This window comes from Pseudomonas baetica (assembly GCF_019733355.1).
Taxonomy (GTDB): domain Bacteria; phylum Pseudomonadota; class Gammaproteobacteria; order Pseudomonadales; family Pseudomonadaceae; genus Aquipseudomonas; species Aquipseudomonas baetica_A.
On the sequence record NZ_JAIHLQ010000069.1, the window covers coordinates 1 to 21,602 of the forward strand.

General features: G+C 55.6%; 21 protein-coding genes and 1 pseudogene. 9 read left to right on the plus strand and 13 right to left on the minus strand.

The features are described 5' to 3' along the window. Positions 1-86: 86 nt before the first annotated feature. The 8 genes from K5E40_RS32640 (at position 87) to K5E40_RS32680 (ending at position 8,701) form a co-directional block, all read left to right on the plus strand. Positions 87-647: a TetR/AcrR family transcriptional regulator gene (locus K5E40_RS32640; RefSeq protein WP_311775994.1), complete on the plus strand. Its 561-nt coding sequence runs from the start codon at positions 87-89 to the stop codon at positions 645-647. Positions 648-766: 119 nt separating this feature from the next. Then, entirely contained in the window at positions 767-1,801 is a 1,035-nt protein-coding gene (locus K5E40_RS32645; protein WP_221734272.1) for an NADP-dependent oxidoreductase, read from the plus strand. 462 nt (positions 1,802-2,263) lie between these two features. After that, positions 2,264-2,725 carry a (2Fe-2S)-binding protein gene (locus K5E40_RS32655; protein ID WP_010562382.1) on the plus strand — a complete coding sequence of 154 codons (462 nt, stop codon included), beginning with the start codon at positions 2,264-2,266 and terminating at the stop codon, positions 2,723-2,725. A gap of 1 nt (position 2,726) precedes the next feature. Continuing rightward, positions 2,727-4,919, plus strand: a complete 2,193-nt coding sequence (locus tag K5E40_RS32660; protein WP_010562383.1) for a molybdopterin cofactor-binding domain-containing protein — start codon at positions 2,727-2,729, stop codon at positions 4,917-4,919. A gap of 10 nt (positions 4,920-4,929) precedes the next feature. Further along, positions 4,930-6,150 (plus strand): cytochrome c, encoded by a 1,221-nt coding sequence (locus K5E40_RS32665; protein ID WP_038443637.1) that lies wholly within the window; start codon positions 4,930-4,932, stop codon positions 6,148-6,150. Between the two features lie 13 nt (positions 6,151-6,163). Then, on the plus strand, positions 6,164-7,369 hold the full coding sequence (locus K5E40_RS32670) for an XdhC family protein (protein WP_038443635.1): 1,206 nt from the start codon (positions 6,164-6,166) through the stop codon (positions 7,367-7,369). Between the two features lie 28 nt (positions 7,370-7,397). Further along, positions 7,398-7,736 (plus strand): putative quinol monooxygenase, encoded by a 339-nt coding sequence (locus tag K5E40_RS32675; RefSeq protein WP_221734273.1) that lies wholly within the window; start codon positions 7,398-7,400, stop codon positions 7,734-7,736. Then, entirely contained in the window at positions 7,733-8,701 is a 969-nt protein-coding gene (locus K5E40_RS32680; RefSeq protein ID WP_010562387.1) for a GTP 3',8-cyclase MoaA, read from the plus strand. Before K5E40_RS32675 ends, K5E40_RS32680 begins: the two co-directional genes overlap by 4 nt. Here K5E40_RS32680 and K5E40_RS32685 read toward each other — a convergent pair. The 10 genes and pseudogenes from K5E40_RS32685 to K5E40_RS32730 all read right to left on the minus strand — a co-directional run bounded on the left by K5E40_RS32685 (position 8,679) and on the right by K5E40_RS32730 (position 18,498). Beyond that, positions 8,679-9,278, minus strand: a complete 600-nt coding sequence (locus K5E40_RS32685; protein ID WP_038443632.1) for an NTP transferase domain-containing protein — start codon at positions 9,276-9,278, stop codon at positions 8,679-8,681. The two genes, K5E40_RS32680 and K5E40_RS32685, sit on opposite strands and share 23 nt — an antisense overlap. A 412-nt stretch (positions 9,279-9,690) precedes the next feature. Next, positions 9,691-9,996 carry a helix-turn-helix transcriptional regulator gene (locus K5E40_RS32690; protein WP_010562390.1) on the minus strand — a complete coding sequence of 102 codons (306 nt, stop codon included), beginning with the start codon at positions 9,994-9,996 and terminating at the stop codon, positions 9,691-9,693. Between the two features lie 138 nt (positions 9,997-10,134). Continuing rightward, positions 10,135-11,118, minus strand: coding sequence for an LLM class oxidoreductase (locus tag K5E40_RS32695; RefSeq protein WP_010562391.1), 984 nt, complete (start codon positions 11,116-11,118; stop codon positions 10,135-10,137). 66 nt (positions 11,119-11,184) lie between these two features. Further along, on the minus strand, positions 11,185-12,309 hold the full coding sequence (locus K5E40_RS32700; protein ID WP_045057438.1) for an alkene reductase: 1,125 nt from the start codon (positions 12,307-12,309) through the stop codon (positions 11,185-11,187). Positions 12,310-12,372: 63 nt separating this feature from the next. Continuing rightward, positions 12,373-13,872 carry an aldehyde dehydrogenase family protein gene (locus K5E40_RS32705; protein ID WP_010562393.1) on the minus strand — a complete coding sequence of 500 codons (1,500 nt, stop codon included), beginning with the start codon at positions 13,870-13,872 and terminating at the stop codon, positions 12,373-12,375. 262 nt (positions 13,873-14,134) lie between these two features. Then, a complete protein-coding gene (locus K5E40_RS32710) occupies positions 14,135-15,526 on the minus strand; it encodes an NAD-dependent succinate-semialdehyde dehydrogenase (protein ID WP_221734274.1) in 1,392 nt (463 codons plus the stop codon). Between the two features lie 93 nt (positions 15,527-15,619). After that, positions 15,620-15,913: a DUF1330 domain-containing protein gene (locus K5E40_RS32715; RefSeq protein ID WP_010562395.1), complete on the minus strand. Its 294-nt coding sequence runs from the start codon at positions 15,911-15,913 to the stop codon at positions 15,620-15,622. Positions 15,914-15,923: 10 nt separating this feature from the next. After that, a complete protein-coding gene (locus tag K5E40_RS32720) occupies positions 15,924-16,601 on the minus strand; it encodes a type 1 glutamine amidotransferase domain-containing protein (RefSeq protein ID WP_181124931.1) in 678 nt (225 codons plus the stop codon). A gap of 81 nt (positions 16,602-16,682) precedes the next feature. After that, positions 16,683-17,840, minus strand: coding sequence for an iron-containing alcohol dehydrogenase (locus K5E40_RS32725; protein ID WP_010562397.1), 1,158 nt, complete (start codon positions 17,838-17,840; stop codon positions 16,683-16,685). Positions 17,841-17,905: 65 nt separating this feature from the next. After that, a pseudogene (locus K5E40_RS32730) lies at positions 17,906-18,498 on the minus strand (TetR/AcrR family transcriptional regulator). Between the two features lie 7 nt (positions 18,499-18,505). Here K5E40_RS32730 and K5E40_RS32735 point away from each other — a divergent pair. Further along, on the plus strand, positions 18,506-18,709 hold the full coding sequence (locus K5E40_RS32735; RefSeq protein ID WP_130926025.1) for a hypothetical protein: 204 nt from the start codon (positions 18,506-18,508) through the stop codon (positions 18,707-18,709). Between the two features lie 593 nt (positions 18,710-19,302). Here the strand turns inward: K5E40_RS32735 and K5E40_RS32740 are convergent. The 3 genes from K5E40_RS32740 to K5E40_RS35275 form a co-directional block, all read right to left on the minus strand. Next, a complete protein-coding gene (locus K5E40_RS32740) occupies positions 19,303-20,313 on the minus strand; it encodes an NAD(P)-dependent alcohol dehydrogenase (RefSeq protein WP_010562400.1) in 1,011 nt (336 codons plus the stop codon). Between the two features lie 55 nt (positions 20,314-20,368). Then, positions 20,369-20,665: a helix-turn-helix transcriptional regulator gene (locus K5E40_RS32745; RefSeq protein ID WP_042946287.1), complete on the minus strand. Its 297-nt coding sequence runs from the start codon at positions 20,663-20,665 to the stop codon at positions 20,369-20,371. 377 nt (positions 20,666-21,042) lie between these two features. Then, positions 21,043-21,504: a hypothetical protein gene (locus K5E40_RS35275; protein ID WP_260456219.1), complete on the minus strand. Its 462-nt coding sequence runs from the start codon at positions 21,502-21,504 to the stop codon at positions 21,043-21,045. Positions 21,505-21,602 lie beyond the last annotated feature (98 nt).

The following is a 21,602-nucleotide window of genomic DNA, read 5'->3' on the forward strand; positions in this document are numbered from 1 at the left end:
GGGCATGACCGATTTGAATGGTGGCGCGTTCTTCAACGCTGAGTTCGGAATAAGACATAGGGGCAGCACCGTACCGGAAAGGTCAGGTGTTGCACTCAGTTTTCGCGGCCGCCGTGGTTAAGGGGTTCACGGGTGTTGGGCTTAACGAGATTCTGCAAGCCGCAAGTGTGCCAAAAGGTTCGTTCTATCATTACTTCAAATCCAAGGAGCAGTACGGGCAGTGCTTGCTCGAGGATTACTTTCGCAATTATCTGGCGAACATGGATGAACGATTTGCCGCTACCGGCAATACAGCCCGTGAGCGGCTTATGGGATATTGGCAGAAATGGCTTGAAAGCTATTGTAAGCCCTGCGATGAGCAAAAGTGTCTTGTAGTTAAACTGAGCGCTGAGGTTGCAGATCTTTCGGAGGTTATGCGCCTCACTCTCCGTGACGGAACAGATCAGATAATTGAACGTATTTCTGGCTGTCTTGAGCAGGGTCAACTAGACGGTTCTTTGCCGCAAGGTGATGCTTACCGAACGGCCTTGGCGCTATACCAGCTTTGGCTTGGTGCAAGCCTGCTGAGCAAGCTGCACCGTAACAGTCGGTCGCTAGAAAATGCCATGGCTACTACTCTGATGATGCTGGTCCCTGAGGAGGCGTGATTACGAGATCGCCCACCCTCCCGCCTCGGTAGGGTGGCTTTTTTATGTGAAAAATAGCAGACTGGTCTAATTTTTCCGTTGATGCGGTTGTTTTTCCCCGCCATCCAAGGAGTGTGAAGATGTCTCAATCAAAGCAAATCAATCGAAGCGTTGTTCTGGCATCGCGTCCACATGGTGCGCCTGTCGAAGCGAATTTTCTTATTGAACAAGGTCCAATTCCTGAACCCGCAGAGGGGCAGGTACTTCTGCGTACTATCTATCTATCGCTAGACCCTTACATGCGTGGTCGCATGAGTGATGCGCCGTCCTATGCCCCTCCTGTCGAAGTGGGCGGAGTAATGGTGGGGGGCACTGTATGTCGTGTGGTTGCCTCAAAGCATCATGCCTATAAAGTGAATGACTGGGTGCTGGCTTTTAGTGGTTGGCAGGACTATGCGCTGTCTGATGGCAGCGACCTGACCCCTTTGGGCGATTCGCCAGCGCAGCCGTCTTATGCATTGGGCATATTTGGAATGCCAGGCTTCACCGCATACATGGGCTTACTGGATATTGGTCGGCCGCAGGCGGGTGAAACGCTGGTGGTGGCGGCTGCTACCGGGCCGGTCGGTGCGACTGTCGGGCAAATCGGCAAGATCAAGGGCTGTCATGTGGTCGGTGTGGCCGGAGGGGCGGAAAAGTGCCGGCATGCTGTCGAGGTGCTAGGTTTCGACGCCTGCCTCGATCATCGAGCGCCGGACTTCGCCGAGCAACTGGCCAAGGCCTGCCCGTCGGGTATCGACATTTACTTCGAGAATGTCGGTGGAAAAGTCTTCGATGCTGTGCTGCCGCTGCTCAATGCCAAGGCCCGAGTGCCGGTCTGCGGAATTATTGCGCACTACAACGATACCGCTTTACCCGACGGGCCAGATCGCTCGCCTGCCTTGATGGGGGCTATTCTGCGTAAGCGTATTAAAGTCCAAGGCTTCATTATTTTTGATGATTACGCGCACCGCTACGACGAATTCTTTAACGATATGTCAAGCTGGTTTGCGCAGGGCCGGATTAAGTATCGTGAAGAATTGGTGAGTGGTCTAGAGGAGGCGCCTAAGGCCTTTATCGGCCTGCTAGAGGGGCGTAATTTTGGCAAGCTAGTGGTTCGGGTAAGTGAAGACTGATTGCCTGTTGTTGGAATGACAGTGTTTTTTGCTCTGCCAGCTCAAGCTCCTTGCTGGTAGGGCTTTTTTATTTAAAAAGATCCAGGCCACTAAGTACAAGTAATGCCTGTGGGGGGATTATGCACGCACGCAGTAAGCGCTCGCATCAAATAAACGCCGCGTTCTGGCGTGTACTGGTTGGCTGCTTGGGGCTTTACCCAACGCTTTTGTTGGTGCTGAGTATATTAGCCCCGCTGACCCGTGATTTGAGTTTCCCAGTAATGGTATTGGTGGAGGTGCTGGTATTGGTACCAATCACCCAGCTTGTCTCCTTTCCGCTGGCCGGGTGGTTGGTTGCCCGTTTAAGGCGGATTAATTCGTGAACGTATGAGGCTGTTTTGGCCTGCTTCCCATACCGCACCCACATGATTAAAGCGATAACTAAGGTTGTCGGCATTAAAAATACTAGTCTGAGGAATGAAGATGCAAACGCTAATCATCAATGGACAGTCGCACCAAGTCGACGTGCCGCAGGATATGCCTCTGCTTTGGGTCTTACGCGATGTGCTTGGCCTCACCGGGACAAAATACGGCTGTGGTATTGCTCAGTGTGGCGTTTGCACCGTGCATCTTGATGGTCAGCCGATACGTTCGTGCGTGACCCCTGTTGCTGCTTTGACGGGCCGCTCAATCACCACCATTGAAGCCATCGGTGAGACTGCTGTCGGTCAAGCCGTTCAACAGGCTTGGCTGGCGCATGAGGTGGTGCAATGCGGTTACTGTCAGTCAGGGCAGATCATGGCGGCCACTGCTCTGCTGCAGAGCCAGCCCGCGCCAGACGATCAGGCGATTGATGCTGCAATGGCAGGCAATCTTTGTCGCTGCGCCACCTACACCCGTATTCGCACAGCCATCCACAGTGTTGGCCGTGTAGAGGAGGCGTGAGATGAAGAAGACAATCGAAATGAATGTTGATATGTCCCGTCGCCGTCTCTTGCAAGGCAGCGGTATCGCGGTCGGCGGCTTGGTGTTGAGTACCTGGCTACCGCCGTTGGTGTCCAAAAGCGCTGCCTCCGAGGCTGCTGCCTTAGGCCGGCTGGGTGATCGCTCCGCTGAGGGGTTCGGGGCCTTTGTGCGGGTGGGCCCAGATGGCGTGGTCACGGTGATCTCGCCGAAGATTGAAATGGGTCAGGGCGCGCAAACTGGTATTGCAATGATGGTGGCGGAGGAGCTTGAGGTCGATTTGGATAAGGTAGTAATCCAGGAGGCCCCACCGAACTCCGCACTGTATACCGATACCCTGCTTCAGTTTCAGGCCACTGGTGGCTCGACCTCTACCCGTTACACCTGGGAGCCGCTGCGTCGGGCGGGCGCTACAGCGCGCATTCTGTTGATTCAGGCGGCAGCGCTGCAATGGCGCGTCGCGCCGAGCCTGTGTCATGCGCAGAATGGCCAGGTGTTTGGCCCCAAAGGCCTGCAGGCTGACTACGGCGATTTGGTCGAGGCCGCTGCGACGCTGCCGTTGCCCGACGCGGTGCCGCTGAAAACCCCCGAGCAGTTCAAGCTGTTGGGCACTCCCGCGCAACGCCTGGACACGCCCGCGAAGGTCAACGGCAAGGCGCGCTTTACCATTGACCTGCAAATCCCCGGGATGCTGGTGGCCTCCAGCATCACCTGTCCGGTGTATGGCGGACGGCTGCGTTCGGTTGATGAAACTGAGGCGCGACGGGTGTTAGGGGTGCGCGACATCGTGCGTTTGGACAATGCCGTGGCCGTTACCGCAAGTAACTTTTGGGCCTGCCAGCAGGCCATCAAAGCGTTAAAGATCGAGTGGGAACTTGGGTCGAACGCTACTATCGGATCAAAGCAACTGGACCAGGAGCTGCTAGCCGCAAGTAGCCGTGATGGCGTGGTCGCTAAGCGCACAGGCGATATTGAGCAAGCCAAACAGGGATCTTCCAGCCAGTTCGAGGCCGTTTACGAGCAAGCGCTGTTGTCGCATTCGCCGCTTGAGCCCATGAGCTGCGTGGCCCATGTGCGTAAAGATGCGTGCGAGCTATGGGTGGGCACCCAAGTGCCGGTCTTCGCCCAACAGACGGCCGCCCAAGTCACCGGGCTGCCCTTGGAAAAAATCCAGGTGCACAATCAATTGATCGGTGGGGCATTTGGCCGGCGTCTGGAGTTCGACTTCATCACCCAAGCAGTGGCCATCGCGCGTCAGGTCGATTACCCGATCAAGCTGGTCTGGAGCCGTGAGGAGGACATGACCCACGACCTCTATCGGCCGCTCTATGCCGATCGTATGCAAGCCGCCCTCGATAAGCAGGGGCGTCCGCTGGGCTGGGAACACCGTATCGCTGGTGCCTCGATTCTCGCCCGCTATGCCGGCAGCTTGCCTCCCAGCGGCGTGGATGCCGATGCCGTTGAAGTCGCGGTGGAACCCATCTACCGCCTGCCGCATTTGCAGGTTCGCTATATCCGCCAGGAGCCGAGTGTCGTGCCCGTGTCCTGGTGGCGAGGCGTGGGCCCTCTGCGGGGGACCTATGCCCTTGAGTGTTTTATTGATGAGCTGGCGCACAATGCCAAGGCCGACCCGGTGGTCTACCGTTTGGAGCTGTTGGCGGACCAGCCACGTGCCCAGGCGGTGCTGCGCTTACTTGCTGAGAAGAGTGACTGGTACCAGTCTTTACCTGCTGGGCAGGGTCGGGGTGTGGCAGTAAGTTCGGTGTTTGGCAGCTATGTAGCAACTCTCGTTGAGCTTGAGATGCAGGGTGAATTTGGCTTGCGCATTAAACGCTTGATCAGTGTTGTGGACTGCGGCTTCGCGACTAACCCGACGTCGGTCTTGGCGCAGGTTGAAGGTGGGACATTATTCGGTCTGTCTGCTTCGTTGTTCAACGAAATTCTTATCGAGAACGGTCAGGTTCAGCAGACCAACTTCCACAACTATCGGCAGCTGCGCATAAGTGAGGCGCCAGCAGTTGAGGTGCACCTGCTGCCTAGCCTGGAAGCACCGGGCGGAGTCGGGGAAGCCGGTACTGCGCTGATCGGTCCAGCTTTGGTTAACGCTCTCTACGCTGCTTCCGGTACGCGCATTCGTCGGTTACCACTTAGCCGTGCTGGCTACTATCCGGTTTGAGGAGTTACTCATGAATTTGATAACAAGTTGGCTATTGCTCGCTAGCGGATTCCTGGTGGCGCAGTTTGCGTATGCGCAGGAGGACTTACTTGCCAGGGGCGAGTATCTTGCGCGCGCTGCAAATTGCGTGGCTTGCCATACCGTGCCCGGTGGTAAACCCTTCACCGGTGGTGTCGAATTTAAGCTGCCATTCGGCTCGCTTTTTTCGCCCAATATCACTCCAGATAAGCAAACTGGCATCGGAGCCTGGACTGATGATGAGTTCGTTAGCGCGCTGCGAACCGGCGTGGGGCGCGATGGCAAACACTACTATCCAGCATTCCCTTATACGTCCTACAGCAAGATGTCGCGTGACGACATCCTGGCCATCAAAAGCTATCTCGATAGCCTGGAGCCAATCGAGCAGGTGGCTCAAGAGAACCAGCTGAACTTCCCGTTCAATCAGCGTTGGGGGATGTTTTTCTGGAATATGCTGTTCCTGGACGACAAGCAATTTGAAACCGAGGCCCAGCACTCTACCGAGTGGAATCGAGGCAAATACCTAGTGGAAGGTCCTGGCCACTGTGGTGAGTGCCATTCGCCTCGGAACCTGTTCCAAGCTGTCAGCAAAGACCGTTCGCTTGCCGGTAACCTGATACAGGGTTGGAACGCTTACAACATCAGCTCTGACCCGATACATGGCGTCGGTGCCTGGCCCACGGACGTGCTGGCGCGTTACTTGAAGGACGGCGCGGCGCCAGGATTCGGGTTGTCCACCGGGCCGATGGCGGAGGTGGTGGAGCACAGTCTGAGCCATCTGACCGACGCCGATCGTCACGCGATCGCCGTTTATCTCAAGGACTCACCGGCGCGCAGCGAAGGTGTGGCTCGTCCGCAGCAGGCTAAGCTTGCACCGCAGGGGGGCGACAATGCCCTTGGCAATAAACTGTTCGCCGAAGCCTGTTCTAGTTGTCACCGCTGGGACGGGACCGGAAACCAGAGTCAGACTGCCATGCTACGGGGTCTAAAGACGGTCAACGATCCTGCCGCCAGTAATTTGCTGGGCATCCTGCTAAATGGGCATGGTTCGACCGACACCCGGGTAGATCGACGCATGCCGTCGTTCGGGACCATTTACTCCGACCAGGAATTGGCTGCGCTGAGCAGCTTCGTACTGAAGCGCTTTGGCGAGACTGGTGCGCAGGTATCGGAGCAAGCTGTGGCTAAGCGCCGTACCGAGTCCCTTCATTGAGCCGAGGTGCCTCATGTCTTGTCTGATTCCACTGCTGGATGTACTCCTGGCGGAGCGCAATGCTGGCCGAGAAGCGGTGCTTGCGACCGTGGTAAAAGTCGACGGCTCTGCGTATCGGCGACCAGGAGCGCGGATGCTAGTCTCGCGCTTCGGCAGGCCCGAGGGGACCATCAGTGGTGGCTGCCTGGAGGCGGAAGTCGCCAGAAAAGCCTGGTGGTTAACTGAAGCTGGGCCTGCACTGCGTAGCTACAGCACCTCCGAGGCGGATGAGGGCAGTGAGGAAGCGCTTAGTTTCGGGCTGGGCTGCAACGGTAAGGTTCACGTATTGTTCGAGCGGCTGCCTGCCAGTGGTCCTTGCGCGTTGATTACTGCGTTGCTTGGCGTTCGCGACACCCAGCAACCGGCGGCCATCGCCACGGTGATCGCCAGCTCGGCTGATGGTTCACACCGGTTAGGTGATCGCCTGTTATTAGTGTCAGGACAAAGCGCCGAGGGCGAGTTGCTGCAGTCGGCGCTGGCTGAGCAGATCAGGATTGATCTCCAACAGACCTTGGTGCGTGGAAAGTCATCCCGATATCTTTACCCGAATGGCACCGGCAAGATTGAAGTGCTTATGGAGTACCTGCCGCCCGTGCGGCGTTTGGTAGTGTTTGGTGCGGGCCATGATGCCCAGCCGCTGGTGCGCATGGCCAAGCTCTTGGGCTGGCATGTGACAATCATCGATGGGCGGTCACACTTTGCCCGAGCAGAGCGTTTTCCCGACGCTGACCAGGTGCTGGTTGGCGATGTTGAGCAACCTTTCGCCTACCGTGAACTTGTACGCGGCGCAGCGGTGGCGGTGATGACTCACAGCTTGGTGCAAGACGCGCACTGGCTGCAGGGAGTGTTGCACAGTGAGCCCTGTTATGTAGGGCAGTTGGGCCCGCGTGAGCGCACCGAGCGCCTGCTGGCCGGTATCCACGAGCAGCAGGGCGAGTTGCCAGGGCTGGCGTGTTTGCATTATCCGATTGGCCTGGACCTGGGCGGCGACACTCCGGAAAGCGTGGCTATGGCGATGCTGGCGGAAATTCAGGCGGTGCTCAATGGTCGCAATGGTGGCAGCCTGCGTTTCAGGTCCGCGAGTATCCATGATAGCGACCCAGTGCTGATCGCTAGCGAGACCGAAACCGAAATCGCTTTTGCTGCAGAGGCTTATCGGCGGTTCGCCGTGCAGCCTTGACGACTGATCAACCGAGGAACCTATCAGCGTGAATCAAACCATACGCGTTGTAGCGATACTGACCGCCAAAGGCGGCAAAGAGCAGCAGGTCGAGCAGATTCTGCGAGCTTGCGTGCATCCCTCGCGGGCCGAAGACGGTTGCCTGTCTTACGTCCTGAGTCGGTGCATTGAACAGGTCGGACGGTTTGTCTTCGTCGAGCGCTGGGCAAGCCATGAGGCGATAGCGCTTCATCGGCAGATGCCCCATTACACGACCATGGCCAATGCCCTTGGCGAGCTGCTGAGCGATCGTCAGGTTTATGTGCTGGAGGCGTTGGCTGAGGATGGCGAGTCAGCCACTGGCTTCGACACGGACATGGCAGGGTGATCGTCGATCGACAGGGTCGGCGTTTCCGCAAACTTCGCCTGAGCCTCACGGCTGCCTGCAATTACGCCTGCACCTACTGTGTGGCCGATGGCCGCCGCTTGGTGGCCGCGCGTGATGAGCTGACGGCCGCGTCGATGCTGCGCGCCGTCGAACTGCTCAGGGATGTCGCCGGTATCGACGCGCTGCGCATTACCGGCGGTGAGCCGCTGCTGAGTGATCGGCTGGAGCCTTTTCTGCAGGGCATCGGTGCGCTAGCGTTGCAGGACATCAGCCTGACCACTAATGGACAATTGCTGGCCGGCAAGTTGCCGTTATTGCGCAGCGCGGGCATCCAGCGGGTCAATGTGTCCCTCGACACACTTGACCCGCGCGCCTTCCGCAAGATCGCAAAGGGCGGCGATCTGCAGACTGTGCTTAACGGCATTGAGCTGGCGCGTCGATCTGGTATGAGCATCAAAATCAATATGGTGCCGATGCGTGGCAGCAACCTCGACCAGGTCATGCCCATGTTGGCGTTCTGCCTGGAGCAGGGCTACGAATTGCGCTTTATCGAGCTGATGCGCATGGGCCATCTGGCCCAGCATGCAGAGGCTTTTCGTACCCAGTTCGTCGGCCAGCGCGAGCTGCTGGAGCTTATCGGCGAGTGTTATGTCTTCACACAAACCGAGGCAGCGCTAGATGCCACTGCGCTGCGTTATAGCGTGGGCGAGCGCGGGGCGTTCGGTATTATTGCCAACGAAAGCGCGCCCTTTTGCCGGAGCTGCAGTCGTCTGCGGTTGTCGTCTACGGGCTGGTTATACGGATGCCTATCATCCAATCGCGGACATTTTATGGGCGCGCTGTTGGATCTGCCGACTGAGCAGGCGCAGCCGCAACTGAAAGGGTTGCTCAGTCGTGCGCTGCAGGACAAACAAGACGCCACTTTTACCGGCAGTGCCCTGATTATGAAATCGGTGGGTGGCTAAGGTCGGCCGGCTTGTCGACGTCCAGCAGGATGCCCCTATCAGCAAGCGTCACTTCTATCACCTGTTGCGCATGGGTGGCGATTAAAGCCTTGGCCCCATTCTCCCCTTGCAGTTGCATCAGCTCCGGCCAAAAGCGCCGGCCGAACAACACGGGGTGTCCGCGCTGGCCATCGCAGTAAGCGACAACAATATGTTCAGCGTGCGCATGCGCGCGCAACTGCAACAGCGTTGCGAGAGTAATCCACGGCATATCCCCGAGCAGCACCGCCACCGCAGTGGCCTGCGTATTTGCCAGGCTCTGGATGCCGGCGGCCAGGCTTGAGCCCATGCCCTGTTTGGCGTGGGCCGCACGTACCAGATGAATGCCATGCGGAATAGCCAAGGCCTCTGCATCATCCTCAGCCTTTAATACGACTCGAACATCGCTGAAGGCTTCTTTCGCGCGCAACAACGTCGCGCGCAAAAGGCTGTTGCCGTCTGCCAGCTGGGCAAGGCGTTTGTCGCTGCCGAAGCGTTGCCCGGAGCCGGCGGCGAGAACTAGGCCGACATACTCAGGCTTGCGGTGCGGTTCTGTCATGTTGAAAAAATCCTATGCTGCCCCCTGAAGAAGAAGGTCGGCCGTAAAAGACCACTAGGAGGCTTCGCGCTTCTCTCTGGAATGTGCAGTATTTTGCGTATACCGCTCCGGTTTCAGAGTGATTAAGTGACAGTTTGGCGAAACCAAAGTGCGTTTCCACTGGGTAGTGAAGAACGCCGCGCCACAGGTCAAGTTGTTCGATCTGTCGAACCTGCACATGTCCTGGCTGGCCGGTATTTGCTGATCACCCCAGGCGAGATGGGGGCGTAATGCAGAGTATGCCCGCTACCAAATGCTCGCTGCGGCTAAAAACTCATAAATGAACGGGTTAGTTGATCGTTACTTGGTCAGATTGCTGTTTTTGAAATCGGCAAGCACTGAAATCAGCCAGAAATACAAGGTTTCTTCAGCCTTAGATTTTTTCTTGCAGCGCTTTGAAAAAGGCATCGATATTTTCGTCGTGGCGTTTGTAGTAGGTCCAGGGGCCGATCCGCTGCGATGTCACCAATTGCGCGCGCTGCAGAGCTGCGAGATAAAGCGATGTGGTGGACTGCGAGAGGCCCGTGCGCTCTTGGATGATACTGACGCACACGCCTACCGTTTCTGGGTCGACCTCCTGCTCTGGAAAGATTGTCCTGGGATCCTTGAGCCAATTGAGGATGGCAAGGCGCATCGGGTTTGCCAATGCTTTCAGTGCTTCGTTGACGTCAATGGTCATGGAATGTTGATACCTGTTTTTTGCGATATTTAGATATCTTCCGGGTTTGCGCAGAAAAATGGAAGGTATTGACGTGACCTCTGCGCCCGCCGTCTGTTGCAAGGACTGGCCGCTCCTGGCTGAAGTATTGTTGCTCTGTCAGGCAGCACTATCAGAAGCCTGGACGCCGAATTGCGGGACGATATGCTTGCCAAGTTCCTCGATAACCTCTGCTGCGGGGCGTTTACCATACTTGAGGTTCAGGATGACGTGATCTACACCGATTTCCTGAAGTGTATCCAGCAAGGCCCGAAGGTGGTTACGTCCTAGTCGAAATCCTAGATGGATATGCGAGGGCGGCGTGGACGGGTGTTCGTCCAGGTCGATATAAAGCGATTGCAAGAACGGCTTGTAGATAGTGCCACACTGTTTAACTATTTCCTGTCGCCAATCCTCCACGATCAGTCGCTGTATTTTTGGCGGACGTGGATAGTTGATCCATCCATGGCTTTCACGTGCGATCCAATCGAGCGGCTGGCGGCTGTGTCCGGTTACGAATAGCGGTATTTCCCGAGTCGTAGGTTTGGGAACGAGGTCGGCCCCCACTAACTCGCCGCCACTCCAGCGAATGGGCTCGAAGTGTGTTCGATGGGCTTGGCGTATCACATTGAAGTTTTCTTGAAAGGTCTCGCCACGCTTTTCTGGATCAATGCTGAATGCGGGAAACTCCACGGGACGATCGCCAGAGGCTACTCCCAGGAGCAAGCGACCTCCGCTCAACTGATCAATGCTCGCTGCGGCCTTTGCCGTGTGCAAGGGATTACGCAAAGTAAGGGCGATGGAGGCGGTACCTAGTGCGATTTCTGTTGTATGGGCTGCCATGTAGCCCAGATACACCCAAGGGTCGAAAACCTGGCCGACATCGCCGAAGCTTGGGTCCCTGAGTGGGACGTCGCGAAACCAGAGCGCCGAAAAACCAAGTGCCTCTGCACGTTTGGCCAGCGCGACCTGATCTAGCATGCTCGGTGTATCACCTTCGAAAGCCTCTAGGGGAAAGAACAGCCCAAGGCTTAGATGACCCTGCCTGAAGGTTCGTTTGAATCCCCTATGCTCTTGGTAGGGGATCGTGCTCGGTTGGTACATGCTTAACTTCCTCGGTCAGCAAACGCTGAGCCACGCCCCTGAGTTATGGGGCGTGGCATTGAGCGTTTAGGATTTGTAAGTCGGGTAGTCGGTGTAGCCCTTATCGGTACCGCCGTACATGCTGCTTGGATCAACTGGGTGAAGCGGCCAGTTGTTGGCGATACGAGCGGGCAGGTCGGGGTTCGCAATGAAGGGGCGACCAAAAGCGATCAGGTCGCCCCAGCCAGCTTTTATCACGCGATTTCCTCGTTCAGCGGTGTACTTGCCGGCATAGAGAATCTTGCCGCTGAAGGTCTTACGAACATCTTCCCGGAACGTCTCAGGCAGCTCGGGTGCGTTTTCCCAATCGGCTTCGGCGAGCGACAGGTAGGCAATGCCCACTTCCTCGAGGATCTTCACTGCCTCGATGTAGGTTTGGTGAGGATCTTCTTCGACCAGGCCAAGGTATACGCGGTCTTCGTCTGTGGTCGCGAACAGCGGGGCGAAGCGAACTCCCATACGCTCCTTGCCGACGACACCAGCAACGGCCAGGGTGATTTCGCGCAGGAAGCGAAGACGGTTCTGCAGCGAACCGCCATATTCATCATCACGCTGGTTGGTATGGGCCGAAATGAACTGGTTTACCAGGTACCCGTTCGCGCAGTGAAGCTCCACCCCGTCAAAACCTGCGTCCAAAGCATTTCGGGCTGCTTGGGCGTAGAGCTCAACCAGTTCCTTTACCTCCTTGGTGGACAGGGCTCGGGGGGTCGATGGGTCGGCCAGTGCACCCGTGCCGGGGCCAGTTTCGATGAACACCTTGACGTTGTCCGCGCGGATGGCTGATGGCGCGACGGGCGCTTCACCACCGGGTTGCAGCGATGTGTGCGACACGCGGCCTACATGCCAAAGTTGAGCAAAGATCACCCCCCCTTCGGCGTGAACAGCGTCGGTGACCTTACGCCAGCCTTGTATCTGTTCTGGGCTATGAATGCCGGGTGTCCAGGCATAACCCTGTCCTCGGGGTTCGATCTGTGTGCCCTCGGTCACCATGAAGCCAGCACCGCTGCGCTGACGGTAATATGTGGCCATTAGGTCGTTCGCAATATTGCCGGGTTGGGAGCTGCGCGAACGCGTCAGTGGCGGCAGAACGATACGGTTCTTGAGGGTGTATGGGCCCAGCTGAGTGGTTTTAAAAAGTTCTGATTGTGTCATTTCGTTTACCTGCATATCTAAAATATTCGATGTTATAGGTCAAAAAAACATGGATCAGCGAGGTCAGAAGAGCCCGAGCGGTGCTTCGTTGAGGCTGACGTAGATGTTCTTCTTCTGGCTGTAGGCTTCCAGCATTGACTTGTGAGTTTCCCGTCCTAGGCCAGATTTCTTATAGCCACCAAAGGGGGCGTGGGCAGGGATCTCATGGTAGGTATTTACCCACATACGTCCGGTTTCCACCGCGCGTGCCACACGTAACGCCCGGTTGATGTCTTGGGTCCAGACTGCGCCCGCTAGGCCGTACTCGGAGTCGTTGGCCATGGCGATGACCTCCGCTTCATCCTTGAAAGGAATGACGCACAGAACAGGGCCGAAAATTTCCTCGTAGGCGACGCGCATATCGTTGCGAACACCGACCAGAATCGTTGGCTGGATGAAGAAGCCGGCATCGTAATCGGCACCTGTAAGGCGACCGCCGCCGATCAGTACCTCGGCACCTTCCTGTTTGGCGATATCAACGTAGCCGAGGATCCGTTCCATCTGGGTCTTGCTGACCTGTGCGCCCATCATGGTGTCTGGGTTCAATGGGTCACCCACACGCACAGCTTCGAACTTATGCTTGAGCTCAGCCAGGAATTGCTCGTAGATGGACTCGTGAACGAACAGCCGTGCGCCGGATTCGCAGACTTGGCCTTGGTTCCACAGGATGGCGAGGACTGCGCCTTCCACGGCCTTGTCCCAGTTCGCATCGGGGAAAACGATGTTGGCTGACTTGCCGCCCAGTTCAAGGGTGGCAGGAATGATTTTCTTCGCTGCCGCATTGGCGACGAGTTCGCCGACACGCGTCGAGCCAGTGAAGGCAAGCTTGCGCAGGTCTGGATGATCCAGTAGGGCCTGGCCAACTGAGGTGCCTAAGCCTGTGACGATGTTGACCACGCCGGCCGGAAGTACCTTGGCGAAGATCTTCGCCAGTTCAAGGATGGTTACCGGGGTTAGCTCAGAAGGTTTGATGACTACGGTGTTACCCGCCGCGATGGCTGGAGCGATCTTCCAGGCGGCCATAAGAAGCGGGAAGTTCCACGGAATCACTTGGCCCACGACGCCGAGGGGTTCACTGAGAGCGATGCTGAGTGTTTGCTCATCCAGCATGACCGCCTCATCCGATTGGCTGCGGATTGCGCCGGCGAAGTAGCGGAAATGATCAATCGCCAGTGGGATGTCGACGGAGCGACTTTCACGAATGGGTTTGCCTACATCAAGGGTTTCCAGAACGGCGAACCGATCGGCATCGGCTTCCAGCAGGTCGGCGATCTTCAACAACGCATTGGCGCGTTCCGCTGGCGAGGTGGTACGCCAGGTCACGAAGGCGCGTTTTGCGGCCTGCACCGCGCGGTCGACGTCGGCAGCTGTGGCGTTTGGGATGTTGGTGAGAATTTTTCCGTTGGCGGGGTTGATAATGTCGAGGGTTTCACCGTTTTCGGCCGCCACCCACTGGTTGTCGATAAACAGGCCGTAGCTGTTGTCGGGAAGGTAGCTCGGATGGGTATCACTGGAATTTTGCATGGGTTACCTCCTGAGGTAAGTGCGATGGGTTTGGTTGAGATTATTTGAGATATTGATATATGTCAATATGTAGTTGTGTATTCGCGCAGGCATTCCTATCGCCGCACTTTTTCAGCCTGCTTCTGGATCGGCGGGGAGCGCGCTGTGCTGCGCGCCAGGCTTGGCTACGTAGTCCAGCCCCCCCCCCGATCTCTTCATCAAAGAGGGGGGGGCTGCTGCATAAAAGCACTGAGGCCTGTTTGCATTGAGGTGAAGATGTAAGTCAGAACGGCGCGTCGATATCCATGACGTTAATCAGCTTGTGGTTGACGAATTCCTTGATTCCCAAACCAATCAGCTCGCGACCGTAACCAGATCTTTTGATTCCGCCGAAAGGTAGGTCGGCTTTCGATGACGTTGGGTGATTGACGAACACCATGCCTGTCTCGATGCGCTTAGCAACCTCAACACCATGCTGGGCGTCTGCGGTGAATACCGAACCACCGAGCCCGAACGGAGAGTCGTTGGCGATAACTATCGCGTCTTCTTCGTCTTTAGCTCGTAAGATCATCGAGACTGGACCGAAGAACTCCCAGTAGTAGGCAGGGTTATCAGGCGTCAGGTTGGTCAGAATGGTCGGTTGAACAAATGCACCCTTGCTTGGTACCTTGGGCCCAACCTCGGTGGCCGTAGCACCGTAGTTGACTGCTTCACGAATCTTCCCGCGGATTTCGTCGGCGGCAGTTTGAGATGACAGGGGGGCTAGATTTGTTTCCGGATCGAACGGGTCGCCGGCCTTCAGTTGTGCTACACCTTCGGCATAAAGGCGCAGGAACTCATCGTAGACTTCTTCCACTACAATCATGCGTTTGGATGATATGCACACCTGTCCAGCATTCCAGTGACGGCCTACAACAGCCCACTTCACGGTCTTTTTCAGTTCAGCGTCGCGCAGAACTATGAAGGCATCTGCCCCCCCCAGTTCCAATGTAGATTTCTTCAGTGCCTTGCCAGCCTGGGAGGCGATGATGGCACCTGCGCCTTCGGAACCGGTCAGTGCCACCCCGTGTACTCGAGAGTCGTTGAGGATTGTCTCGATTTGCTGGCGAGTTGCGTACATGTTGCTGAATGCGCCAGCAGGTAGACCAGCATCAAGCAGTAGTTGTTCGAAAGCTTCGGCACATTGCGGTACGTTTGAAGCATGTTTGAGCAGCACGGTATTACCCGCTGCCAACTGTGGTGCGAGAATGCGAGCAATTTGATAGTAAGGAAAGTTCCATGGTTCAATGGCCAGGATAGTGCCCAACGGCTCATGGACCAAGATTGCTTCACCCTCGGCTGGGTCGGCTACCGGCAGCTTCTGCGGAGTTAACAAAGCTTCTGCATGTTTAACGTAATACTCAAAGATACTTGCTGAGATTTCTACTTCACCTAATGCTTCGGCAGTGATCTTGCCCATTTCCAGTGTTAGCAACCGGGCATAGTCGTTTGCTCGCGCGCGCAGCAGGTCGGCAGCTCGCTGAAGGACGGCCCCACGCTCTGCGATTGAGCAATTCTTCCAGACAAGAAATGCGTTGTGAGACGCCTCAAGAGCCTGTTCAATCTGAATATCTGTTGCATCTGGAAAACTTTTTAGAACTTCACCTGTATAGGGATTAACGGATGCGTATGCCATGCTGTTTCTCCAGTAATTTTAAGTAAATTTGATTTGTTAATGAGGCTGGTAAGTAGACAGGACCTAAACTGCGGGAATATTTTGGTGCATTTACTAATGATTGATGCCATCAATCAGGAATACTCTGTAAACCGCACCTTTAAGACGATGTTGCAGTGCCTCTTGGTAGGCGGGGCTGGAGTACCACTCTCGAGCTGCTGCTATGTCCGGAAATTGAAGAATGACTGCGCCCTCAATCGGTCCGCCTTCGAGCACCTCCAGTTGGCCGTAGAAGGCCAATGGTGTGAGGTTCCGACCCTGGCGTGCCGCCGGTGCTTTACGGGCATAGAGTTTCAACTCAGCCTCGTCTGTGGTGTGTTCACGTGTGAAGACTACGTAGGCGGACATTGACGTAGTCTCAGGCCAACAGTTTGAGCAGCGAGTGAGCCGTAGCTTCAGAGGAAGCTGGGTTCTGGCCAGTTACGAGCAACCCATCGACTTCGACATGAACGCTCCAGTCAGCACCCTTGGTATAGCGCCCACCATTTGCCTTGAGCATATCCTCTACCAGGAAAGGCACGATTTGAGTTAGACCCACCGCAGCCTCCTCGCTATTGCTGAAACCGGTTACTGTCTTGCCTGCAACCAGAGGTTTGCCATCTACACACTTGACATGGCGCAAAACCGCTGGTGCGTGACAAACCGCTCCGACAGGTTTGCCGGATTGGATTGATTGCTCGATCAGAGAGATAGAAAAGGTGTTCTCCGCAAGATCCCACAGCGGACCATGGCCGCCAGGGTAGAACACCGCATCAAACTCGGAACTGATCACGTCGCTCAGTTTCTCGGTGTTGGTCAGCGCGTGAGTGGCGACTGAATCGGTCTCAAAGCGACGGGTGGCGTCTGTCTGGAAGTCGGGCTCATTGCTCTTCGGGTCGATGGGTGGTTGGCCGCCTTTCGGCGATGCTAGGGTCACTTGCACGCCAGCGTCGATGAAGGCGTAGTAAGGCGCGGCCAGCTCTTCGAGCCAGAAACCGGTCTTCTCGCCAGTGTCACCAAGCTGGTCGTGGGAAGTCAGAACGAGGAGAATCTTCATGTCGTATACCTTGCAGTTGTGCGTGCTTGTGGATGTTTTGTAATGCGCTGCCTGTGTGGATAAGCAGTGCGGGAAGTTGGCTTATAGGCTCGCTTCAAGCACACGGCGGCTGACGTCTAAACTGACGTTTTTGTGTTCGCCGAGTGCGGTGAGGTGGTGTGTGTCGAGCTGGTTTATTAGCGCGTCTATAGCGTCAGTGCCGAGCTTGTAGGCGGATAAGTGCGTCGGTAAGCCCAGGCTCTCGAAGAACATCCGGGTCTGTTGTATGGCCGTGTCAATCCGTTGTTCTTCGTCCCCTTGGCTGATCTGCCAAACCCTCTCGGCGTACTGCAGCAGCTTCGCGCGCTTGGCTTCACGACGAATCTCTAGGTTCGCAGGAAGCACGATGGCCAGGGTCCGTGCGTGATCGATGCCGTACAGTGCGGTGAGCTCATGGCCGATCATGTGGGTGGACCAGTCCTGTGGTACGCCCGCTCCGATCAGGCCATTGAGCGCCAAAGTGGCCGTCCACATGAGGTTGGCACGCGTGTTGTAGTCCGCGGACTCTTTCAGTACAAGTGGGCCAATTTCGATCAGCGTTTGTAAAAGACCTTCGGCAAAACGATCTTGGACGCGCGCATCGATTGGGTAGGTCAGGTACTGCTCAATGACATGCACGAACGCATCGACAACGCCGTTTGCGAGTTGACGGGTGGGGAGGGTTTGGGTTTTGGTGGGATCGAGAATCGAGAATTGTGGAAACATGTAAGCGCTTCGAAACGGCAGCTTGTCTTGTGTCGCCCGGCGAGTAACCACGCCTCCATTGTTCATCTCCGAGCCAGTTGCCGGTAGGGTCAGAACGGTGCCAAATGGCAGCGCTCGTCGAATACTTGCACCCCGCGTTTCCAGAATGTCCCAAGCATCACCCTCGTAGCCAACAGCAGCGGCAACGAACTTGGTGCCATCGATGACCGAACCTCCACCGACAGCCAGGAGAAAATCCAAGCGATGGGTGCGAACCTGATCAACAGCCTTGATTAGCGTTTCATAGCTGGGGTTTGGTTCTATACCCCCGAATTCTTGCACTTCCCGAGAGCCTAATGCGTCACGGACTTCGCGGAGCGTACCGTTTGCACGAGCGCTCTGGCCACCATAGAGCAGCAGGATGCGGGCCGCAGCCGGAACCAGTTCATCCAGGCGGCTGATGGTTTCGTTGCCGAAGACAATTCGCGTAGGGTTGTAGAAGTCAAAATTAAACATTGCTTTAACTCCGATTAAATAGACCAGTCGTATATTTTTTGAGTAAATTTTTTACATTGAAAATCTCATCGGTCGGATATCTGACTGAGTAACAGAGAAGTAGTCTCGAAGGCCGCCTGCAAAGGCATCTGATCACGCGTGACCTTGGCCCTTAGACTGGCTCCGAGCCAAAGTTGGTACAGCATGGTCGCCAAGCCACGGGTGTCAGTACCGCCCGGCAGAGATCCATCGTTTACAGCGTCACTCACCGCATTGGCTAGACGAGTAATTACTCCTTCCATGCCATCCTGGACCACCATGCGCATTGGCTCCGATAGATCACTGACTTCCGCTGCAAGCTTCACTGCCAAGCATTTCCCCTCGGGATAACAGGCTGATTGGGTTTCAATCCAGGTAGCCCAGTAGGCCAGCAAGCGTTGTGCTGCTGATACACTTGGACGGTTCATAGCGTTTCCAATTGCACCATGTAGTCACTGAAATAGCTCTCCAAGAGCGCCTCGCCAAAGGCTTCCTTGGAATTGAAGTAATGATAGAACGAACCTTTTGGCACATTCGCAGATAGAAGGATTTCGCTCAAACCAACAGCTGTGAATCCTCGCCCGACGATGATGTTTTGAGCAGTGTCGAGGATGTGTTGCCGTACATCGGTGGTTGTCATCGTATTCATGGATGTACCATATCAACAATTAGACCAGTCGTCTACTTTGGGTTTTGAGCAAGCCCTCAACGAAATTTTGGTAATCGCAGTTCGTGAGCCAGCCATCACTTCATTTGATGCGCAGCATTATGTCGGTGCGATGATCGCCGCCGCGTTAGGAAGAAAGATCTATGATGCTCGTTGGAGGGGAGCAAATTGCAGCTCTTCTTGAACCGAGCTGATTTTGCTACAGCATTGCTTAGGCTGGGAACGAGTTTTGACATCCATCGTGAACCAAGCGGCTCGCCATAGTTTTGGACAACGAACTGTACGCATCAAATTTGACGAAAAATAGCGCGCTGCCTGCACTGTGGTTTGAGTCGGAACGGCTGCTGGGCGGATTATCCGGATCTGTGGACTGGAACAGTGGGTAATTGCACAGGCTTGCCCAGCCATTTGCATTCGACCTGACCAAGCATTTGCCTCGGATTTCACCATCACGTTGCGTGAACCATGACCGGCAGAGAGCGACCATGGCTCTGTGAGAATGCCTGCGATTGTCTATTCTTCAACCCAATAACTGCATGACAACATTGTTGTAGCCCTAATGATTCTGCTTTGACTAGAGGGGCTAAATCGAATCGTTTTCATGACACTTAGAATGACTGCTTCTTAGCTGATTGCCTCGGAGCACAGCATGGGTGAGTCGACCCAATGCTGCCGGTTGCGACAGACAGCAATGGGCAAATCCGTCTCGCGCTGCGTCGGCAGCCACCTCGACACGACTTTGAGGAGGGCATACGGATCTTGCCCATTCATGCGCGCTTAGATATCCAGGCAAATTTTGCCGAAATGCTGGTTGGTTTCCTGATACTTGAACGCTTCTACAATCTCGCTCATAGGGAAATGACGATCAATAATCGGGCGTATACCGTTAACGTTGATGGCTCGGACCATGTCTTGCTGCTGGCTGCGGCTGCCTACCAACACACCCTGCAGGCGCACTTGCTTGATCAGTGCCGGTACAAAATTCATTGCACCGCTTACGCCACTCAGTATCCCGATGACGGAGATGTGACCAGCAACCCGAACTGCAATCATCGATTGCTCAAGCGTCGCAGGGCCGCCGACTTCTATGATGTGATCAATACCGCGGCCCCCCGTTAGAGCGCGTGCAGTTTCGCCCCAGTTAAGGTCTTTGCGATAATTGATCACATGATCAGCGCCTAGTGCTTTCAGACGTTCAAGTTTTTCGTCGCTTGAAGAGGTAGCAATGACGGTAGCACCGGCCATTTTAGCGAACTGCAGGGCAAAAATTGAAACGCCACCAGTGCCTTGAACGAGCACGGTGTCGCCCGGCTTGAGTGAGTCATCGGCCATCAGAGCGCGCCATGCAGTAAGGCCGGCGGTGGTGAGCGTCGACGCTTCAGCGTGGCTGTATCCGGTCGGCGCGAGGGTGAACGATGTGGCTTGGGCAGTCACTTGCTCACGAGCGTAGCCGTCAATGCCATCACCTGGCACGCTAACAAAGCCTTCAACCAGTGGTGCGCCGCTGATCCACTCCGGGAAGAAGGTACTGACGACCGAGTCACCCACCTTGAATTCAGTGACATCTGGGCCGACAGCAATGACTTCGCCTGCACCATCGGCCATGGGGATGCGTTTTTCGCTAGGGCCCCACATACCGCTGACTACCGCGAAGTCGTGGTAGTTAAGCGAGTTGGCGTGCAGGCGCACGGTGATTTCGCCATGGGCTGCGGCTCGGGCTTCGCTGCTGCCAACCACAACCTTTTCATAGCCGCCACCGGGTTGGACGAAGATTGTTTTGCTGCTCATAGGGGTTTCCTTGTGTTTTCTAATTACGCGAAATAACGAAATGAAAGGTTAAAAATTACAAATCGCTGGTCAGCCTAGCCGCAAAGTCATCAATCGCCTCCTCGTTGCGTCGGTAATAAGTCCATTTTCCGATGCGTGTGGTTAGCACGAAGCCTGCACGTTGTAAGATAGCTAAGTGTGCAGACGCGGTAGAAGGTGAAAGCCGTGCCTTGTGCTGCAAATGGGTTACGCACACCCCTATGGCAGGATCGCCATGATCCTGAGGTGGGAAATTACTGAGAGGGTCTTTGAGCCACTCCATCATTTGCATGCGAGTGTCATTGCCCAGGGCTTTGAGCTGTTCGAGTATCATGGCGGGCAATGTTACGGATTTTTACGAAATGTTCAATAAGTATTCTATTGCCCGGCGCAAGGGTTTGAAATCAAAAAAAACGCATCTAGCTGAATCGCCCCGGGTTTTCGAGATACTCTTCAAGCTCGCTTGACTGCGGACGATCCAGTCGTTGGGAGAGTTTTACTCGTATTTATGCGCCTTTTAATGGTGCGATCTGCGTATTCGAGCAGAATGCTGCCCAGTCTTCCATTACTGCTCTGCGTTTCTCTAAGAAGTCAGAGTGGAAGTCGTCTGGTGAAGCTCATTGTCTTCGCGCTAGTGCTGACCATTTCGCGGCCTTCCCTTGACGGCAACCGCAGCCTTTATCGCAGCCTCGCTCCCCGTCTAGCTATTGCTTAGTACTGAATTTCATACTTTAAACTCACGAAGGTGGCCCAGTCAGCCATCAAGCTACGGCGTTTGTCCAGCAAATCACTGCGCCAATAAGCAGCTTCTGCTCCGCTGGCGACCACATGAGCCAGAGACATCTCGCAAACCTCGCGTGCGTAGTTGGTTTTCTCTGCGGCCCAATCTCGGAATGTGCTGCGAAACCCATGCGCGGTAACGATTCGGTCATTGTTGTCACGCCAACCTTTACCGCCATCTTCCAAATCCCTCTGATCCATGCGTCGCAATGTCATGAGCATGGCCATATTGCTGATCGGCTTACCCGTGCGTGTACCCGGAAATAGAAGCGGGCTATCGTTGAATCGGGGCAACCCGTTTAACAATGTTGCGAGTGCTTCGCTGAGCGGGACGGTATGAGCTTTGCCAGCTTTCATGCGCTCTGCGGGAATAAGCTGCGGATTCCACGACACTTGGACACTCAGCCCACGATCATTTGGACACTCGTTCCATGCTCACTTGGACACCTGATCCACGTCCACTTGGACAGGCAGTCGGAGCGCAGCGACGC

Coding starts and splice junctions, on each gene's coding strand:
- K5E40_RS32645 (WP_221734272.1), top strand. CDS start 767: ATGTCTCAATCAAAGCAAATCAATCGAAGCGTTGTTCTGGCATCGCGT.
- K5E40_RS32655 (WP_010562382.1), top strand. CDS start 2,264: ATGCAAACGCTAATCATCAATGGACAGTCGCACCAAGTCGACGTGCCG.
- K5E40_RS32660 (WP_010562383.1), top strand. CDS start 2,727: ATGAAGAAGACAATCGAAATGAATGTTGATATGTCCCGTCGCCGTCTC.
- K5E40_RS32665 (WP_038443637.1), top strand. CDS start 4,930: ATGAATTTGATAACAAGTTGGCTATTGCTCGCTAGCGGATTCCTGGTG.
- K5E40_RS32670 (WP_038443635.1), top strand. CDS start 6,164: ATGTCTTGTCTGATTCCACTGCTGGATGTACTCCTGGCGGAGCGCAAT.
- K5E40_RS32685 (WP_038443632.1), bottom strand. CDS start 9,278: ATGACAGAACCGCACCGCAAGCCTGAGTATGTCGGCCTAGTTCTCGCC.
- K5E40_RS32690 (WP_010562390.1), bottom strand. CDS start 9,996: ATGACCATTGACGTCAACGAAGCACTGAAAGCATTGGCAAACCCGATG.
- K5E40_RS32695 (WP_010562391.1), bottom strand. CDS start 11,118: ATGTACCAACCGAGCACGATCCCCTACCAAGAGCATAGGGGATTCAAA.
- K5E40_RS32700 (WP_045057438.1), bottom strand. CDS start 12,309: ATGACACAATCAGAACTTTTTAAAACCACTCAGCTGGGCCCATACACC.
- K5E40_RS32705 (WP_010562393.1), bottom strand. CDS start 13,872: ATGCAAAATTCCAGTGATACCCATCCGAGCTACCTTCCCGACAACAGC.
- K5E40_RS32710 (WP_221734274.1), bottom strand. CDS start 15,526: ATGGCATACGCATCCGTTAATCCCTATACAGGTGAAGTTCTAAAAAGT.
- K5E40_RS32715 (WP_010562395.1), bottom strand. CDS start 15,913: ATGTCCGCCTACGTAGTCTTCACACGTGAACACACCACAGACGAGGCT.
- K5E40_RS32720 (WP_181124931.1), bottom strand. CDS start 16,601: ATGAAGATTCTCCTCGTTCTGACTTCCCACGACCAGCTTGGTGACACT.
- K5E40_RS32725 (WP_010562397.1), bottom strand. CDS start 17,840: ATGTTTAATTTTGACTTCTACAACCCTACGCGAATTGTCTTCGGCAAC.
- K5E40_RS32735 (WP_130926025.1), top strand. CDS start 18,506: ATGGATGTACCATATCAACAATTAGACCAGTCGTCTACTTTGGGTTTT.
- K5E40_RS32740 (WP_010562400.1), bottom strand. CDS start 20,313: ATGAGCAGCAAAACAATCTTCGTCCAACCCGGTGGCGGCTATGAAAAG.
- K5E40_RS32745 (WP_042946287.1), bottom strand. CDS start 20,665: ATGATACTCGAACAGCTCAAAGCCCTGGGCAATGACACTCGCATGCAA.